The organism is Gordonia amicalis NBRC 100051 = JCM 11271 (assembly GCF_000332995.1).
GTDB classification, from domain to species: domain Bacteria; phylum Actinomycetota; class Actinomycetes; order Mycobacteriales; family Mycobacteriaceae; genus Gordonia; species Gordonia amicalis.
This window is the reverse complement of sequence record NZ_BANS01000001.1, coordinates 179,565-197,540: the sequence shown is the minus strand read 5'-3', so window position 1 is coordinate 197,540 and position 17,976 is coordinate 179,565. Positions and strand designations below refer to the sequence as shown.

Genomic DNA, 17,976 nt, shown 5'->3' with positions numbered 1-17,976 from the left:
GCGGGTCAGCTGTCGAAACCCAAGCCGACCTTGTCCAGCAGAGTGAGCCACGCACCCCGACGGCCGTTCCGGCGTTCGCTGCGCGCGATCTGCTGCCGGGTGACGGTGATGCCGGCCCACCGAACCGGCTCCGGTGGGAACGGTAACGGCTTGCGGCGCACCATCTCCAGGGCGGTCCGTTCGGTCTGCAGACCATCGACGAGGTCGAGTGCGGTCGCGGCCGCGAAATGCGAGGCACCGACGCCGAGACCGGTGAAGCCCACCGCCGTCACCACCTGCCCGTCGTGGGAGGTGTCCCAGAAGGCGCAGAACCTCGAGCAGGTGTCGATCACCCCGCCCCACGTGTGCGTCGCGGTGATCCCCTCGAGTTGCGGGAACATCTGCAGCAGATGCTCACCGAGCAGCGCCCACTCACCGGGGCGATGCGCGCGACGCGGATCGTCGTCGGAACCGAAGTGATACGGCGCATCCCAGCCGCCGAACAGCAGCCGGTTGTCCGCGGTGAGCCGGAAGTAGTGGAAGCGTGGACCGCTGTCGGCGAGTCCCTCACGCCCGGACCAGCCAAGAGACGCCAGCTGGTCGTCGGACAGCGGTTCGGTCATCAGCGCGTAGTCCCACACGGGGACGGTGTAGAGACGCAGCCTACGGACCAGCGACCTGCTCGCCGACGTCGCGACCACGACCCGGCCGGCGCGCGCCTGTCCGTATCCCGTTCGCGCGCAGACCCTGCCCGACGAACCATGGCCCGACGGCCCCCTGGACAGTCCCAGTACCTCGGTCTCCTCGTGGATTCGTACCCCGAGCCGTTCCGCGGCGTCGGCGAGACCGAACGCGAGCTTTGCCGGATCGATCAGCATGACCTCGGGGTCGTAGAGTGCGCCCCGGACCATGGGCGAGTCGACGCGTTCCCGCGCCGCGGATGCGTCGAGCAGCACGAGCTCCTCGCCGAGCGCCCGGCCCGCGGCCGCGGTCGCGGCCAGTGCGTCGTACTGCCATCCGGTGGTGGCGAGGTCGAGTTCTCCGGTGCGCTCGACGTCGGCGTTGATGCCGAGACGGGCCAGCGTGCCCTCGATGGCGTCGAGTGTTTCGCGCCCCATGTGCAGCAGCGTCGGCATCTCGTCGCGGAAACGCTGCAGACCGTTGCCGAGCCCGTGCGTGAGGCTGGCGGCGCAGAAGCCGCCGTTGCGTCCGGACGCGTGTTCGGCGATCCGGTCGCGTTCGACGAGCACGATGGTCCGAGACGGATCCCGTTCGGCCGCTTGGACCGCGGTCCACAGCCCGGTGAGGCCACCGCCGATCACCAGCAGGTCGGCGGTGACCTCACCGACGAGTCGGGGCCTCGGTTCCGGACGGAGATCCCGATCGAGCCAGTAGGGGCGGGCCGCGGCCTGCGCGACCATCTCGACGCCCCGGGAGGTCGGCTCGCGGGCCCACGTTCCGGTCGTCACACCGACCGACCATTCAGGGCGAAGACCGTTCGGTGCCATTGCTTTTCGGCGACGCCGTGGATGTCACTCATGACGTGCTTGATCAGCAGGTACTCGTCGAGGGAGTAGGTCGACATGTCCTTGCCGAAGCCGGAGGCGCCGTACCCGCCGTGCGGCATCTCGCTGATGATCGGGATGTGATCGTTGATCCAGACGCAACCGGCGTGGATCTCGCGCGACGCCCGCTGTGCGCGATAGACGTCGCGCGTCCACGCCGACGCGGCGAGGCCGTACGGGGTGTCGTTGGCGCGACGGATCGCGTCGTCGTCGTCGATGAAGGGGCTGACCGTGAGCACCGGTCCGAATACCTCCTCGCGGTAGATCTCCGAGTTCTCCGTGACATCGGCGACGAGCGTGGGCGGGTAGAAGGCGCCCCGACCGTCGGGCACCGCGCCGCCGGTGACCACCCGGGCCCCGGCTGCCCGGGCACGCTCCACCATCCCGGCCACCTTCTCGCGGTGCCGTCGTGAGATGAGGGAGCCCAGATCGGTGGCGGGGTCGGTCGGATCGCCGATGACGACGCGCGACATGAGGTCCGCGACGCCGTCGACGAATTCGTCGTGGAGCGTGGGGGCGACGATCGCCCGGGTCGCCGCGGTGCAGTCCTGTCCGCCGTTGATGATCGAGGCCGCGACCGCACCGTGGATCGCTGCCGGCAGGTCGGCGTCGTCGAAGACGACGAACGGCGCCTTGCCGCCGAGTTCGAGTTGGATCCGTGCCCCGGTGGTGGCGGCCTGCGTCATCACCTGCCGGCCGACCGCGCTCGACCCGGTGAAGGTCACCATGTCGACGCCGGGATGTCCGGCCAGGTGGGCGCCGGCATCCGGACCGGTGCCGACGACGATGTTGAGAACGCCGTCGGGCAATCCGGCCTCGGTGGCGATGCGGGCCATCGTCAGCGTCGTCAGCGGCGTGATCTCGGCCGGCTTCAGGACCACCGCGCACCCGGCGGCGAGTGCCGGGATGACCTTCCACACCGCCATCTGCAGCGCGTAGTTCCAGGGCGTGATGGTGCCGACGACGCCGACGGGTTCACGGCGGATCGACGAGGTGTGGTCGCCCGAGTACTCCGCACTCGCCTTGCCCTCGAGATTGCGTGCGACACCGGCGAAGAACTCGATGTTGTCGATCGATCCGGGGACGTCGAACTCGGTCGCGAGCCGGATCGGCTTGCCGGTGTGCGCGACCTCTTCGGCGATCAACACCTCGGACTGCGCCGCCAGCGCTCTGGCCAACGCGAGCAGGACACCCGCCCGTTCGGCCGGGGTGGCACGTCCCCAGGCCGGCTGCGCGGCGCGGGCACTCGCGATCGCGGCATCGACATCGCCGCGACCTGCGAGTTTCACAGTCGCAACCGGCTGATCCGTGGCAGGATTGACCACGATGTGATCGGCACCGGTCGAGTGATGTGGCTTACCGTTGATCCAGCCGGACGGAATGCTGGTTGGTGGGGACATACCCCCAGAGCCTACCGATGTCGTTGCGGATTCACGCGCTGAAGCCAGGTTTCACTACGGTTTCCGTCGTCAATGTTGCGATTTACTGCTAAATCCGTCACCATCATGGGGTGGCTGACCCTGTATCCACACAGCTGGACGCAACCGCGAAGAAGATCATCGAGCTCCTGCAGGCCGATGGTCGGAGCAGCTACGCCTCCATCGGCAAGGTCGTCGGACTCTCCGAAGCCGCCGTGCGCAACCGTGTGCAGAAGCTCAGCGACAGCGGTCTCATGCAGATCGTCGCCGTCACCGACCCTCTCAAACTCGGATTCGCACGCCAGGCGATGATCGGCATCCGTTGCGTCGGCGACACCCAGGCGCTCGCCGAACGGCTCGCGGAACACCCCGAGATCGACTACGTGCTCCTGACCGCGGGGTCCTTCGACATCCTGATCGAGGTCGTCTCCGAGGACGACGACCACCTGCTCGAGATCCTCAACAAGAAGGTACGGGTGCACCCGGAGGTCGTCGGTACCGAGACCCTCGTCTACCTGAAACTCGTGAAACAGCAATACAACTGGGGAACCCGATGACCGTGACCGCCCCCTCTACGCCCCCGAACTCCGCTCAGTCACTCGGCGCCCGCAGTGCAGCTCACCTCTGGGGACACTTCGCCCGGCACGGCGACGCCATCACCCCTCCGGTGATCACCCGAGGGGAGGGCGTCCGCATCTTCGACGATCGGGGACGCAGCTACCTCGACGGCCTGGCGGGACTCTTCGTCGTGCAGGTGGGTCACGGACGCGTCGAACTCGCCGAGGCCGCCGCCCGGCAGGCCAAGGAGCTCGCCTTCTTCCCGCTGTGGTCGTACGCGACACCGCCGGCCATCGAGCTCGCCGAGCGGCTCGCCGCCTACGCGCCGGGCGATCTCAACCGTGTCTTCTTCACCACCGGTGGCGGTGAGGCCGTCGAGAGTGCCTGGAAACTGGCCAAGCAGTATTTCAAGCTGGTCGGCAAACCCGGTAAGCACAAGGTGATCTCGCGTGCGGTCGCCTACCACGGCACCCCGCAGGGCGCACTCGCGATCACCGGCGTGCCGGCGCTCAAGGAGGCCTTCGAGCCGTTGACGCCCGGTGCGTTCCGGGTGCCGAACACCAACATCTACCGGGCGGACGACCACCTGTCCGATGACCCGAAGAAGTTCGGCCGCAGGGCCGCCGACCGCATCGCCGAGGCGATCGAATTCGAGGGCCCCGACACCGTGGCGGCCGTCTTCCTCGAACCCGTCCAGAATGCCGGCGGCTGCTTTCCGCCGCCGCCCGGCTACTTCGAGCGGGTGCGCGAGATCTGCGACGAATACGACGTCCTGCTCGTCTCCGACGAGGTGATCTGCGCATTCGGTCGCATCGGTTCGATGTTCGCCTGCGAGGACTTCGGCTACGTCCCCGACATCATCACCTGCGCCAAGGGCATGACGTCGGGCTACTCGCCGATCGGCGCGATGATCGCCAGCGACCGGCTCTTCGATCCGTTCCGCGACGGCACCACGACCTTCGCGCACGGCTACACCTTCGGCGGGCACCCGGTGTCGGCGGCGGTCGCGCTGGCCAACCTCGACATCTTCGAGCGCGAGGGCCTCAACGATCACGTCAAGACCCAGGCCCCGGCCTTCCGGGCGACCCTTGAGAAGCTGTACGACCTGCCGATCGTCGGCGACGTGCGCGGCGAGGGCTTCTTCTACGGGATCGAGCTCGTGAAGGACAAGGCCACCAAGGAGACGTTCACGGCAGCCGAATCCGAACGCATCCTGCGCGGGTTCCTGTCCACCGCGCTGTTCGACGCCGGGCTCTACTGCCGCGCCGACGATCGCGGCGATCCCGTCGTGCAGCTCGCGCCGCCGCTGATCGCGGGACAGGCCGAGTTCGACGAGATCGAGCAGATCCTGCGGTCGGTCCTGGGCGAGGCGTATTCGCTGCTGTAGTCCGCATGGCCGAACGTCGGACACGACGCGTTCGCACGTCCGGAGACCACGTGGTTCCGCTGGTAACGTGCGATCGGTGACCTCGGGGTGGACTCGCCGGACCGCATCGGCACTCGTTGCCGCTGTTCTCGGGATGCTTCTGTGCATGTCCGCCGGACCGGTCGGCGTCGGACCGGCCGGGGCCGTCCCGCTCCCCACCGGCGCCCCGCCCGCCTTCAGCACTCCGGTCACCGATCACTGTCCGCACAAGATCGGCACGCCGCCTGCTGTCGACGAATCCGAGGCGGTCGCACCGGGTTCGACGACCCCTTCCTCGCTGCCCGTCCCGACACCCGCGATCGGGGGTGAGGATCTCTCGTACTGCGGCGTCGTCGCCGACCCGGCGGCCGGTCCCGTTCCGCCACGGCTGACCTCGGCCGGGTGGCTGATCGCCGACCTCGACTCCGGCCGCGTCATCGCGGCCAAGGACCCCCACGGGCGGTACCGGCCCGCGTCGACGATCAAGGTGCTGCTCGCACTCATCGCCCTCGACGAACTCGACCTCGACGCGACGGTCATCCCGACCGCGGAGGACTGGAGCACCGAGGGCGACTCGTGCGGGATGGGACCGGGCGGTCACTACACCGTCCGCGACCTGCTCACCGGCCTGCTCATGGTGTCGGGCAACGACTGCGCGAACGCCCTCGCCCGCGAACTCGGTGGCGTGGAGACCACGCTGGAGAAGATGAACGAACGCGCCCGCGAGCTGGGCGCCGCCGACACGCGCGCGGCGAGCCCATCGGGTCTCGATGCCGCCGGGATGTCCTCCTCGCCTTACGATCTCGCGCTGATCTTCCGAGCAGCCATGGCGCAGGAGACCTTTCGGGAGCTCATCGCGAAGCCCACCTTCCGATTCCCCGGCTATCCGCGCCGACCAGACGTGCCCGGCGACAAGGACCATCCGGCCTACGACATGTACAGCAGCAATCGGCTTCTCGTGGACGGCTATCCGGGCATGCTCGGCGGGAAGACCGGCTACACCGACGACGCGCGCAAGACCTTCGTCGGCGTGGCCGAACGCGACGGCCACCGCATCCTCGTCGTGCAGATGTACGGATTGTCGGTCGAGGGCGACATGTACTGGGATCAAGCGCGGGAGATGTTCGAATACGGCTTCCGTGCAGGTCCCGAGATCACCGTCGGACATCTCGTCGACCCCACTGCTGAAGCGGCGGAATCCACTGCGCCGCGCGCCGCCTCGTCCCCGGACTCCCACCTCGCGAGTTCGGGTTCCGACACCGCCTCCCCGATGTCGGTGCGCGTCCTCATCGGTCTCGTCGCGGCGCTCGCCGCCGTGGTCTTGCTGCTGTTGGGACTCAGGCTTTTCGGCCGCAGGTGATCCACCCACCTGCTTCTGCTCAGAAGGGCGGTGGGTACGTCAACGCCTGCGGACGACCCCCACGAGCGTCGCGATCGCCGCGCCGGCACCCGCCGCGGCCGCCAGTGCCGCCGGACGCGGCGTCGGACTCACCTCGACCGTCGGCGAGATGACCACTGGCCGATGCAGTTCCGCGTCGGGGTCCTCCTCGACCTGGAACTCCTCGTTCGCTTGGTCGGTCGCACACCAGGCGGCGGCGTACAGCACGATGCGCGACGCGAGGTACGCGAACACCATGACACCGAGGATCGGGCCGAATGCCACACCCGCCGGGCTGCTCAGCACCGACTGGAGGTAGAGCCCGCCGACCGTCTTGACGATCTCGAACGCGACCGCGGTGATCAGTCCGGCTTTCAGGGTGTTGCGGAATGGCAACTGCACCAGGGGAAGCCGCGCCATGATGAACGTGAACAACGCCCAGGTCGCGAGGATCGAGACCGCGGTCGACACCACCCGCACGAGGATCGGCGCCCACGACGCGTCGTCGAGGCCCACCCACCCCAGCACAGTCTTGGTGAGACCCGAATTGCCCAGCGCGGTCACGGCCATCGTCACCGCGAAGGCGACGCCGAGTCCGGCGAAGGTCACCAGATCCCACACTTTCGACATGACCGCGTTGCGTTGTACTCGACCACCCCACATCTCGGTCATTCCGGTACGGACCCCGGAGATCCAGCCGATGCCGGTGAACGCCGCACCGAGCAGGCCGACCACACCCACCGTGGTACGGGAGTCGATGGCCGAGGTGATGATGTCGGAGACCTGATCGCCGAGTTGCCCCGGCATCTTCTCCACGACCGCGTCCTGGATCTCCTGCAGCACCTCCGGCTGTTGGGCCAGCACGAAGCCGGCGACCGCGAACGCCACCATGATGATCGGGACGAGCGCGAGGATGCCGTTGAAGCTGATGCTCGCCGCGTAGAGATTTCCGCGGCGGTCGTTGTAGCGGTCCACCGTCCGCACGACGTGGTCGAGCCAGGTCCAGCGCTCACGCCGGTCCTCGTAGATCGACTTCGCACGGGTGACGAGTGACTTCCCCGAATCGACCACCGAACTCACCGCACGCCTCCTCGTCGAATCGCCGAGGAGGTCGAACTCAGGACTGTGTCAGCGCCTCGGCGACAGGAATCCCACCTTGTCATAGACCGACTCGAGGGTCGCCGAGGCCACCGACCGAGCGCGTTCGGCGCCACGAGCGAGAATCGCGTCGAGCTGCGCGGGATCGTCCATGTAGTCGGAGACGCGGCCACGCAGCGGCGTGACGAACTCGGTGAGCACGTCGGCGGTCTCGACCTTGAGGTCGCCGTACCCCTTGCCCTGGTACTTGTCGACGAGGACGTCCACCGGAGTGCCACTCAACGCCGACTGGATGGTGAGCAGGTTGCTCACACCCGGCTTGTTCTCGGGGTCGAACCGGATCTCGGTCTCCGTGTCGGTCACCGCCGAACGGATCTTCTTCGCAGACTTCTTCGGCTCGTCGAGCAGATTGATGAGGCCCTTGTCGGACTCCGCCGACTTGCTCATCTTGGCGGTCGGGTTCTGGAGGTCGTAGATCTTCGCGAACTCCTTGACGATGTATGCCTGGGGGACCTTGAGGACCTTGCCGAAACGCGAGTTGAAACGCTGCGCCAGATCGCGCGTGAGCTCGAGGTGCTGACGCTGGTCCTCGCCCACCGGCACCTGATCCACCTGGAAGGCGAGGATGTCCGCGGCCATGAGGATCGGATAGGTGAACAGCCCGACACCCGCCGCGTCCACGCCCTGCTTGGCCGATTTGTCCTTGAACTGTGTCATCCGGCTCGCCTCACCGAAACCGGTGATGCACGACAGCACCCAGGTCAGCTCGGCGATCTCCGGGATGTGCGACTGGACGTAGATCGTGGAGCGCTCGGGATCCACGCCGACGGCCAGCAACTGAGCGACCGACAGACGCGTGCGATCGGCGAGGGTCTTCGGATCGAACGACGCCGTGATCGCATGCATGTCCGGGATGAAGTAGTACGCCTCGAAGTCGTCCTGCAGGGCCACCCACTGGCGGACCGCACCCAGGTAGTTACCTAGGTGGAAGGAATCGCTGGTCGGCTGGATTCCCGACAGCACGCGCGGTCGGGCGGCACCGGATGCGGAGGCGTCAGAACTCATTGGTCCATTTTCGCAGACCCGCAAAGCCCTTTGACGCGGGTGCCCGCCTCACTCGTAGACGACGGTGACCGGCGCATGATCCGACCACCGCAGGTCGTACGCGGCCGCCCGGTCGACGGTGGTCTTGACCGCCCGCTCGGCGAGCGAGCGGTTGGTCAGCTGATAGTCGATCCGCCAGCCGGAGTCGTTGTCGAAGGCCTTGCCACGCCACGACCACCACGAGTACGGGCCGCTCTCACCGGGATGGAGCTCACGGGAGACGTCACGCCAGCCGGTCTCGAGGAGCCCGCCCACCCACGCGCGTTCGTGCGGCAGGAAGCCCGGGCTCTTGAGATTGCCCTTCCAGTTCTTGATGTCCGCCTCGGCATGGGCGATGTTCCAGTCGCCACCGACGACGACGTGCCGGCGACGACGGACGAGCCGACCGAGATGGTCGCCGAACTCGTCGAGAAACCGCGCCTTCTCCTCGAATTTGGCGATGTCCTTCTCGGCGTCGGTGAGCGCCGCACCCTTGGGCAGGTACAGACTGGCCGCGGTCACCGGTCCGAGATCGGTGTCGAGGTCGACCTCGAGATAGCGACCGAGTTCGTCGAACTCGGCGCTCCCGAAACCGATCCGGACGGCGTCCGGCGCCCGGCGGGTGAGCACGCCGACACCGGCATGCCCCTTGACCGCCGACTCGCTCATCGTGAGATGCCAGCCCGCCTGAAGAGCGGGAGCCAGGGCGTCCCGGGCGAGGTCCTCGCTCGCGCGTACCTCCTGCAACAGCACGATGTCGAGCGACGAGTCCTCCAACCAGGGCAGGAAGCCGCGGTTGTTCTCGGAACGATGTTTGACCGCCGCGCGGATTCCGTTGACGTTGACCGTGGAGATGGAGAGTGGCACGAGGCCACATAGTACGGATTCGGTCCGACAGATCCCGCGCCCGCCGCATACCTCCCGAGACGGGTCTACGGGTCTCCGATTGAGACGAAATGGAGGTAAGGCAACCCTTGTGCTCACCGAGGAGAATATGTAAGCATTACCTAATCCAGGCACTACGTTAGGTCCGAAGATGTTCGTTTGCATATGCCGCGCCGTCACCGTCGACGAAATACATGAGCACTGTGATGCCGGTGCCTACACCGTCGACGACATCAGTGATCGGTGTGGCGCGGGCGAGGGCTGCGGAACCTGCCTGGAGAAACTCGACAGCATCCTGAGCGAAAGGGCGGCCACCTCGACGAGCGCTGCATGATCCGACACTGACAACTCCAGTCACAACCTCGCGCGAGTACACGCGCGGGGCGTTTTGCCGTGTTAACTTCGTCACCAGACAATCGGCTAACGGGAGGCTGTCAGATGCGTGGCGACGACGAGATCATTGCACTACTCAACGAGCAGCTCACGAGCGAGCTGACCGCGATCAACCAGTACTTCCTCCACTCGAAGATGCAGGCGAGCTGGGGTCTGACCGAGGTCGCAGCGAAGACCCGCGCGGAGTCGATGGAGGAGATGACGCACGCCGAGATCCTCACCGACCGCATCCTCTTCCTCGACGCACTGCCCAACTATCAGCGACTGCTGCCGCTCCGAATCGGGCAGTCCATCCGGGAACAGTTCGAGTCGGACATGGCCGTCGAGGTCGAGGTCGTCGAGCGACTCCGCCCGGGCATCGCCATGTGCCGCGAGAAGGGCGACATCACGAGCGCGAACATCCTCGAAAAGATTCTCGCCGACGAGGAAGAGCACATCGACTACCTCGAGACGCAACTCGAGCTGATCAACAAGCTCGGCGAACCGCTCTACCTGTCGAAGACCATCGCGACTCCCCCGTCCAACGGCTGACGAACAGCAGCCGACCGCTCAGGCGCCGACCGGCCGTCGCCGAGCGGTGGCGATCGCGACAACCGCGACGGCGATTCCGCCGACGGCGAGCACCGCGCCGATCGCCGACGGCGACAGGAACCCCCACCCGGCCGAGACCACCACGCCGCCGAGGAACGCGCCCGCGGCGTTGGCAACGTTGAGCGCCGAATGATTGAGGGCGGCGGCCAGTGTCTGCGCGTCGGCAGCGACGTCCATCAGCCGCGTCTGGAGAGCCGGCAGCATCGTCGATCCGGTCAGCGCCACGAAGTAGGTGAGAATCAGTGCCGCCCAGGCATTCTCGGCGAGCACCGCGAAGGCGGCGAGAGTCACCGCGCTGGTGAACAGGCCGGCGAGGATGGCGACGGACACACTCCGATCGGCCGCGTAGCCGCCGACGAAGTTCCCGGTCACCATGCCCAGTCCGTACAGCATCAGGGCGAAGGGCACGACGGAGACCGGCAGTCCCGTGACCGACGTCAGGGCCGAGTTCAGATAGGTGTAGAACGCAAACATCCCGCCGAACCCGACGACGCCGATCACCAGGGTGAACCACACCTGCGTTCGTCTGAGTGCCCCGAGTTCGGTCAGCGGGTCGGTGATCGTCATGCCGGACAGGGTCGGCAGCACACGGACCAGTGCGACGACGGTCGCGATGCCGATGACGACGACGATCGCGAATGCGGTGCGCCACCCGAACGTCTCCCCCAGCCAGGCCGCCGCGGGCACGCCCACGACGTTCGCCACCGAGAGACCGAGCATCACCTGCCCGACCGCCTTGGCCCGATTCCGCGGACCGGCGAGGTGCGCGGCGACCAGCGCCGCGACGCCGAAGTACGCACCATGCGGAAGACCGGCGACGAACCGCGCCACGAGTAGAAGTCCGTACGACGGCGCGAGCACGGTCGCGAGGTTGCCGATCGTGAACGCCACCATCAACGCGATCAGGAGCACCCGCCGCGACATGCGCGCCGTGAGCGCCGCGATCAGCGGAGCACCCACGACGACGCCGAGCGCGTAGGCGGAGATGACGTGGCCGGCGGTCGGCTCGGAGACACCGAGGGAACCGGCGATGTTCGGGAGCAGACCCATCGCGACGAACTCTGTGGTCCCGATGCCGAAACCGCCCAGCGCGAACGCCAGGATCGTCAACCGGCGGGCACGACTCGAGATCGTCGACGAGGGACGCTCCTGCACCTTCGACGATGCGTCGTCGAGCACCTTCGGAACGAGGTCGTCCGGCGCACCGGTGGTCGTCGTGGGAGCGTCAGGCACGCCTCATGCCAACCGGCCCATGGAGACCACAATTCCCCCGGACCCGGTGAGTTGCTTCACAGGGGGCCGACGACCCCGCCCGCCTGCCCGATCGCTGGGCGATCGATTCCTTGGAGGTTGCCGGGACTACTCGGAGCCCGAGTCCCCGCTCGACGAACTGTCCGATCCGCCATCGCTGTTGCCGGAACCGCTGCTCGAATCCGACCCGCCGCTGCCGGAACTGCCCGAGTCCGAGCCGTCCGGGTTCGAGGTCCCGGAGTCGGCGCTGCCGGAGCCGCCGTCGGGATCGGAGCCCGGGGTCCCGGCGTCCGACGACGGCGCGTCGGAGGAATCGGTCTCCGACCGCGTCACGCCCGGATCACCGCCACCGGTGGACGGGTCGGTGCCGTCTCCGCCGCCGGCCGGGCCGTCGTCGGGTTCGGCGGCCGACGCAGGCGCCGAGGTGTCCGTATCCGCCGAAGAGTCGACTCCGGACGGACCGCTCGCCACCTCGGTGACGGCCGGGATGCCGGAACCGCCGTGGGTCGCCTCGACCTCCGGTCCGCTGGTCTCGGGATCGTCGTCGACGGCGGCGAAGGTTCGGGCGAGAGTCACCGGCACCTCGGAGTCGTCGTCGGCGAGCACGGTGAAGGTGTTCGGCTGCGACGTGACGGTCGGTCCGACGATCGCGCCCGCCCAGTACCGCACGGCGTTCACCGGCAGCAGCACGATGCTGCGAACGCTGGCGGCCAGCGCGGTCACACCGCGCATGAGTCGCGCCGGGGACAGGCTGACGATGCCCTGCAGGATGTCCTCGAAGACGAAGAGGTCGGGAAGGTAGGCGCCGTAACCGAGCTGCGGCAGCGGCGGGAGGACACCCTGGACCAGGCGGACGACGGGCTGCAGGTTCGCCAGGGTGATCCCGAGCGGGAGGCCGACCGTCGGACGGCCGGACAGGAAGTCGCCGATCTCGCCGGTGTAGCCGAGGTCGGATGCCCAGCCCTGGACCAGCTCGGCGAATGCCGACTTCGCGCCGACCATGCAGACCGTCCCCGCGTCGTTGCACGAGACCGGTCGCGTCGCCCACTGGGACGCGGGGTCCCGGTACATCGCGTACGGGTAGAGGAAGTGCTTGACCTGGTAACCGAGGAGCCCGTCGATCGCACCGATCGGGTCGTGGATGGGATCGGGCAGGTCACAGATGGGGTCGCCCTCGATACAGACCGACACCACCCGACCCTCGAGCTCACCGAAACCGGCGTCGGTCCCGCTCGTCCCGCGCGGACCGGACATCGTCAGCCCCGGGATCACGCCGATCAGGGACAGTTCGATGCCGCGTCCGGTCTTGTCGCCGGCCTGCCGCGGGTCGGAGTACAACTCGCCGCTGATCCCGTCCGGGTCGATGACGACGGTGATCGGATTGCCGTCCTCGTCGAGGAGTGGGTCGCCGTTCTCGTCGGTCGCCACGACCTCGACCGGACCCGAGCCGATGTCGGCCAGGACATCACCCGCGACCCGGGCACCCTGCGAGTACCCGGCGACGACGACCGGCTTACCCGAACACCGGGTCTGGTAGCCGGCGATCGCCGATGTGGTCGCCGCGTTTCCCTGCGCCACGCTCGAGTCGTACCCCGTGGCGCCCAGCGGCCAGAGCGTCGTCGGATAGTCGGCGTAGATGATCGTGTATCCGTTGTCGCCCGCATACTCGGAGTCCGGGTCCGGATTCCCGTCCGGCCCGAGCCCTCGGTACCGCTGTGTGACCCCGACCAGGTGTTGCCCCTCGGGGTCGTTGGTGCCGGCGGCGATCACGACCGCCCCCGCTCCGCAGGACTCGGATGCCTCCGCGAGGGCGTCACCGGGGAGGCATAGGGCGACGGCCACCGCGAAACCGGTTGCAGAGGCGACGAGGACGGAGATCCGTCGAGAGCGGAGGTGCGCCAGCGCAGCCATGAGGTGTTCTCCTCGATGAACCCGGACCATGCCAGTGCGGAAGCCCGCCGGGGTTGCCCGAACCCTAAGGCGACGACGAAGAACCTGACATGATGCTGAGAAGCGCTAACGACGCTGTACTGGGGATTCGCCGTGCCGTTTGACCGATTTCAACCGCTCGGACCACACGCTCAGTACACGGTTCGGAGGCAGTGTGAGGGGTTCGACTCGGCGTGACCGGGAGGGTTCTCAGGCACTCACATCCGTGTTATATCCTTGTCGCCAGGTCATGAGTATCAGCGCCAAGCCCCGGCTTGCTGATCGGCAACCCTCCAACCGCGGTGGGGTGCTCCGGGTGATGACCGGGTTGGGATCGCAGCAGCGAAGCCCCGGCAAGCGCGGGTCCGAAGGTCGGACCCCAACAGGGTCGAATTTGGCCCTGCCGACCGTAGAAAGTGATCAATCGTCATGTCTGATGCCAACGAGGGCACGAATCCGGCCGACAACTGGAGCTTCGAAACCAAGCAGATCCACGCCGGCCAGACCGCCGACGCGGCCACGAATGCCCGGGCTCTGCCGATCTACCAGACCACCTCCTACGTCTTCAACGACACGCAGCACGCGGCGAACCTCTTCGGTCTCGCGGAGCCGGGCAACATCTACACCCGCATCATGAACCCGACCCAGGACGCGGTCGAGCAGCGCATCGCCGCCCTCGAGGGCGGCGTCGCCGCTCTGCTCGTGGCCTCCGGGCAGGCCGCCGAGACCTACTCGATCCTCAACATCGTCGAGACCGGCGGTCACGTGGTGTCCAGCCCGCGTCTGTACGGCGGCACCTACAACCTGTTCCACTACACCCTGCCGAAGCTCGGCGTCGAGGTGAGCTTCGTCGAGGATCCCGAGGATCCGGCGTCGTGGCAGGCCGCCGTCCGCGAGAACACCCGCGCGTTCTTCGGTGAGTCGATCTCCAACCCCAACAACGAGATCCTCGACATCAAGGGAGTCTCCGAGGTCGCACACCGCAACGGCGTGCCGCTGATCATCGACAACACCGTCGCCACCCCGTACCTGATCAACCCGCTGGCCCACGGCGCCGACGTCGTCGTCCACTCGGCCACCAAGTACATCGGCGGACACGGCACCGCGATCGGCGGCGTGATCGTCGACGGCGGCACCTTCGACTGGCGTGTGCAGCGCGACGGTAAGGACCTGTTCCCCGGCTTCACCACCCCGGACCCCAGCTACCACGGTGCGGTCTTCGCCGACCTCGGTGCGCCGGCCTACGCACTCAAGGCCCGCGTCCAGTGGCTGCGCGACACCGGTGCCGCCATCGCCCCGTTCAACGCCTTCCTGCTCGCCCAGGGCCTCGAGACCCTGAGCCTGCGCATCGAGCGTCACGTCGCCAACGCGCAGAAGGTCGCGAAGTTCCTCGAGGGTCATGCGCAGGTCGAGTCCGTCGCCTACGCCGGCCTCGAGTCCTCGCCCTGGTACCAGCGCGGCCAGGAACTCGCCCCCAAGGGACAGGGTGCGATCATCTCCTTCGAGATCGCCGGCGGTGTGGACGCGGGCAAGAAGTTCGTGGACGCGCTGACTCTGCACAGCCACGTGGCCAACATCGGCGACGTCCGCTCGCTGGTCATCCATCCGGCCTCGACCACCCACAGCCAGCTGACCCCCGAGGAGCAGCTCGCCGCAGGTGTCACCCCGGGACTTGTTCGCCTGGCCGTGGGGATCGAGGGAATCGACGACATCCTGGCGGACCTCGAACAGGGCTTCGCAGCCGCCAAGTGAGACAGGTGAGGCAATTTTGTCGGTGAGTATCGACCTGAACGCGCAAGCGTCTGATCAGCCCGACTGGGAATCGGTCCCGGACGGGAAGCTCGTCGGCATGAGCATCGGCTCGCTGCCTCTCGACAGCGGCGAACGGATCGACAACGTCACCCTGGCGTTCCAGCGCTGGGGGACGTTGTCGCCGTCCCGCGACAACGTGATCCTCACCCTGCACGCACTCACCGGCGACTCCCACGTCACCGGTCCCGCCGACAACGAGCACGAGGCGCCCGGCTGGTGGGACGGCCTCATCGGTCCGGGCATGGCCATCGACACCGACGAATGGTGCGTCATCTCGGCCAACGTCCTCGGCGGCTGCAAGGGATCGACGGGTCCCGGGTCGCTCGCCTCCGACGGTCGGCCGTGGGGTTCGCGATTCCCACAGATCACCGTCCTCGACCAGGTCCGCGCCGAGGTCGCTCTCCTCGACCGTCTCGGAATCCGCAGCGTCGGAGCAGTTCTCGGCGGATCGATGGGCGGAGCCCGTGCACTCGAGTGGGCGATCGAATACCCCGAGCGCGTCCGCAGCGCACTGGTGCTGGCCGTCGGCGCCCGTGCCACCGCCGACCAGATCGGCATCCAGACCACCCAGATCGCCGCCATCAAGTCCGACCCGGCCTGGAACGGCGGAAACTACCACGGCACCGGACAGGTACCGCTGACCGGGATGGGCATCGCCCGTCAGATCGCGCACCTGTCGTACCGCAGTGAGCCCGAGCTCGACGAGCGCTTCGCCAACGAACCGCAGGGCGACGAGCAGCCGCTGCTCGGCGGCCGGTACGCCGTGCAGAGCTACCTCGAGCACCAGGCGTCGAAACTCATGCAGCGCTTCGACCCGAGCAGCTACGTCGTGCTCACCGAGGTCCTGAACCACCACGACGTCGGCCGCAACCGCGGCGGCATCAAGAAGGCGCTCAACGAGTGCACGGTCCCCGTCATCGTCGGCGGGATCGACTCGGATCGTTTGTATCCCTTGCGGTTACAGGCCGAGCTCGCCGAAGAGCTGGGCAACTGCGTCGGCGGTCTGCAGGTCGTGCGATCCGACACCGGGCACGACGGCTTTCTCACCGAATTCGACGCCATCAGCGACCTGCTCAAGCGCACGGTCGAACTGGCCCGCCGCGACGCCTGAGCCGGTCCCCGTTCTTCGGCGCTCAGCGCGGGACGGGTACCGGGCTGCTTGACGACGGAGCGGCAGGTGCTTCCGCCCGCGGCGTGGCCGAGTGATCGGGCGGAGGAGGAGTCGGCGCCGGACTCGACGGCAGTAGCTCCTTCGGCAACAGATCCGGTGGGATGCGCGGCGTCGTGCCCGGAGCGAACGGCAGCGTCGGCCACGGATACGGCGACAATGTACGCGTGCTCGTACCGGTCGACGGCGAGGTCGGCGCCAACTCTGTGGTGGCCCAGCCCGGAGCGTCCCGGTCCGGTGTCGGAACCGGTTGCTGGGGCACGGTCGGCTGCTCGAAGGTCTGCTCGAAGGTCTGCTCGACGGGCTGGTCTGGGACGCGCGTCACCGGAGCCGACGTCGTGGGCACCGGATCGGATCGCTGCTCGCTCGTCGTTGCGACCGCCGGGACACTGTCGACCGACGGCGACGGCTCGGTGACCTGTCGTTCGGCGAACGAGGAGCTGACCGCGTAGATGGTGATCAGTGCCGCGGCGATGATCGCGCCCGCGACCGCGAGCGGCATGGCCGAGAGCCACTCACGCTGCGGACGACCACCGATGAAGGCCAGTCGCGCGGTGCTCGGACCACTCTCACCGGCGAGGAGCGCCGCACCCGTCGCTGCCACCAGTTCCGGGGCGGACGGGCACACTGTGTCGAAGTCATGCCCCTGGGTGATCTCCCGGACCGCGGGCAGATTGGCGAGACCACCGACGAAGACCACTGCGTCCGGATTGATGCCTCGCGCGGCCACGTCGGCCACATAGCGGTCGAACACCTCGCGTGCCTCACGCACCATCGGTTCGACGGCGCCCGCGACATGGGATTCGGTCAGCGACACCCGTCCCGAACCGCCCGGAAGCGTCACCGGCGAACCCTCGGTGCCACCGGATCCCGCACCGCCGTAGGCGATCTCTTCCTTCGCGGTCCGGCAGGCGCTGAGCAACTCGCTGCGCCCGGCGCGGGTGCGCGACGAATCTCCGAGAGCCGGGTTGTCGGCGGTGAGACCTTCGGCTATGGCGCGGTCGAGACGCCGGCCGCTGATGACGGTCGAGCGTTCGACGGCGGTGATCTGCCGGTTCTGCGGGTCGACGGTGTACATGGTCATACCGGTGTCACCGCAGTCCACGACCACGGCCGCGGAGAAGCGATCGATCTCGCCGGTGTCGGCGAGGTAGGCGACGACGGCCTCGTCCTCGGCGACGAGACGGATCTGGCGGCGGGGGCCGCTCCCCCGTGATCGCAGATGGCGTCGTTGGGCTGTGGTCCGGGCCGCGACGCCGATCGGGCCGACGCGTGCGTCGGCCTCGCGGGCTGCGCTGAGCATGACGTCGATACCGGCGTTCACGCGCCCCGGGCCGTCGAGCCCGTCGGTCGGGTCGACGTCGATCACGCGCGAATCCACCACACTGCGGCCCAGATCGTCACGCGTCAGCAAGACGTAGTGGATCATGCCGGCGCCTGCCGACACGCCCATCGACGTCACT

15 protein-coding genes and 1 riboswitch are annotated in these 17,976 nt (G+C 67.8%); of the genes, 7 read left to right on the top strand and 8 right to left on the bottom strand.

All coding sequences use genetic code 11. From position 1 onward, the window contains the following. Positions 1-5: 5 nt before the first annotated feature. Positions 6-1,448 carry an NAD(P)/FAD-dependent oxidoreductase gene (locus tag GOAMI_RS00930; RefSeq protein WP_006434505.1) on the bottom strand — a complete coding sequence of 481 codons (1,443 nt, stop codon included), beginning with the start codon at positions 1,446-1,448 and terminating at the stop codon, positions 6-8. Further along, positions 1,445-2,944: a gamma-aminobutyraldehyde dehydrogenase gene (locus GOAMI_RS00925; RefSeq protein WP_006434504.1), complete on the bottom strand. Its 1,500-nt coding sequence runs from the start codon at positions 2,942-2,944 to the stop codon at positions 1,445-1,447. The genes GOAMI_RS00930 and GOAMI_RS00925 overlap by 4 nt, the downstream gene beginning before the upstream one ends. 110 nt (positions 2,945-3,054) lie before the next feature. Here GOAMI_RS00925 and GOAMI_RS00920 point away from each other — a divergent pair, with 110 nt between their 5' ends. The 3 genes from GOAMI_RS00920 to GOAMI_RS00910 all read left to right on the top strand — a co-directional run bounded on the left by GOAMI_RS00920 (position 3,055) and on the right by GOAMI_RS00910 (position 6,285). After that, a complete protein-coding gene (locus GOAMI_RS00920) occupies positions 3,055-3,519 on the top strand; it encodes an Lrp/AsnC family transcriptional regulator (RefSeq protein WP_006434503.1) in 465 nt (154 codons plus the stop codon). Then, positions 3,516-4,907, top strand: coding sequence for an aspartate aminotransferase family protein (locus GOAMI_RS00915; RefSeq protein ID WP_006434502.1), 1,392 nt, complete (start codon positions 3,516-3,518; stop codon positions 4,905-4,907). Before GOAMI_RS00920 ends, GOAMI_RS00915 begins: the two co-directional genes overlap by 4 nt. 76 nt (positions 4,908-4,983) lie before the next feature. Beyond that, the gene (locus GOAMI_RS00910) at positions 4,984-6,285 is read left to right on the top strand and encodes a D-alanyl-D-alanine carboxypeptidase family protein (RefSeq protein ID WP_040004484.1); all 1,302 of its coding nucleotides are present in this window, start codon (positions 4,984-4,986) and stop codon (positions 6,283-6,285) included. Between the two features lie 39 nt (positions 6,286-6,324). Here the strand turns inward: GOAMI_RS00910 and GOAMI_RS00905 are convergent, their stop codons facing one another. Genes GOAMI_RS00905 through GOAMI_RS00895 form a run of 3 tightly spaced genes read right to left on the bottom strand, consistent with a single transcriptional unit; the run spans position 6,325 to position 9,351 of the window. Continuing rightward, positions 6,325-7,383, bottom strand: a complete 1,059-nt coding sequence (locus GOAMI_RS00905; protein ID WP_006434500.1) for a YhjD/YihY/BrkB family envelope integrity protein — start codon at positions 7,381-7,383, stop codon at positions 6,325-6,327. A gap of 48 nt (positions 7,384-7,431) precedes the next feature. Next, on the bottom strand, positions 7,432-8,466 hold the full coding sequence (gene trpS, locus GOAMI_RS00900) for a tryptophan--tRNA ligase (protein ID WP_006434499.1): 1,035 nt from the start codon (positions 8,464-8,466) through the stop codon (positions 7,432-7,434). A 48-nt stretch (positions 8,467-8,514) separates the two neighbouring features. After that, entirely contained in the window at positions 8,515-9,351 is an 837-nt protein-coding gene (locus GOAMI_RS00895; RefSeq protein ID WP_006434498.1) for an exodeoxyribonuclease III, read from the bottom strand. A gap of 169 nt (positions 9,352-9,520) precedes the next feature. Here GOAMI_RS00895 and GOAMI_RS00890 point away from each other — a divergent pair, with 169 nt between their 5' ends. Both GOAMI_RS00890 and bfr read left to right on the top strand, forming a co-directional pair. After that, complete coding sequence (locus tag GOAMI_RS00890; RefSeq protein ID WP_006434497.1) at positions 9,521-9,703, top strand: (2Fe-2S)-binding protein; 183 nt, start codon at positions 9,521-9,523, stop codon at positions 9,701-9,703. A gap of 104 nt (positions 9,704-9,807) precedes the next feature. After that, complete coding sequence (gene bfr / locus GOAMI_RS00885; protein WP_006434496.1) at positions 9,808-10,293, top strand: bacterioferritin; 486 nt, start codon at positions 9,808-9,810, stop codon at positions 10,291-10,293. Between the two features lie 18 nt (positions 10,294-10,311). Here the strand turns inward: bfr and GOAMI_RS00880 are convergent, their stop codons facing one another. Next, positions 10,312-11,586 (bottom strand): MFS transporter, encoded by a 1,275-nt coding sequence (locus tag GOAMI_RS00880; protein WP_006434495.1) that lies wholly within the window; start codon positions 11,584-11,586, stop codon positions 10,312-10,314. Between the two features lie 126 nt (positions 11,587-11,712). Then, the gene (locus tag GOAMI_RS00875; RefSeq protein WP_006434494.1) at positions 11,713-13,515 is read right to left on the bottom strand and encodes a PE-PPE domain-containing protein; all 1,803 of its coding nucleotides are present in this window, start codon (positions 13,513-13,515) and stop codon (positions 11,713-11,715) included. Between the two features lie 264 nt (positions 13,516-13,779). Further along, positions 13,780-13,899: riboswitch (SAM riboswitch) on the top strand. 63 nt (positions 13,900-13,962) lie between these two features. Here GOAMI_RS00875 and GOAMI_RS00870 point away from each other — a divergent pair. Continuing rightward, a complete protein-coding gene (locus GOAMI_RS00870; protein WP_006434493.1) occupies positions 13,963-15,285 on the top strand; it encodes a bifunctional o-acetylhomoserine/o-acetylserine sulfhydrylase in 1,323 nt (440 codons plus the stop codon). Positions 15,286-15,301: 16 nt separating this feature from the next. Then, the gene (metX, locus tag GOAMI_RS00865) at positions 15,302-16,456 is read left to right on the top strand and encodes a homoserine O-acetyltransferase MetX (protein ID WP_006434492.1); all 1,155 of its coding nucleotides are present in this window, start codon (positions 15,302-15,304) and stop codon (positions 16,454-16,456) included. Positions 16,457-16,478: 22 nt separating this feature from the next. Here the strand turns inward: metX and GOAMI_RS00860 are convergent, their stop codons facing one another. After that, positions 16,479-17,966 (bottom strand): hypothetical protein, encoded by a 1,488-nt coding sequence (locus GOAMI_RS00860; protein ID WP_006434491.1) that lies wholly within the window; start codon positions 17,964-17,966, stop codon positions 16,479-16,481. Between the last annotated feature and the right edge of the window lie 10 nt (positions 17,967-17,976).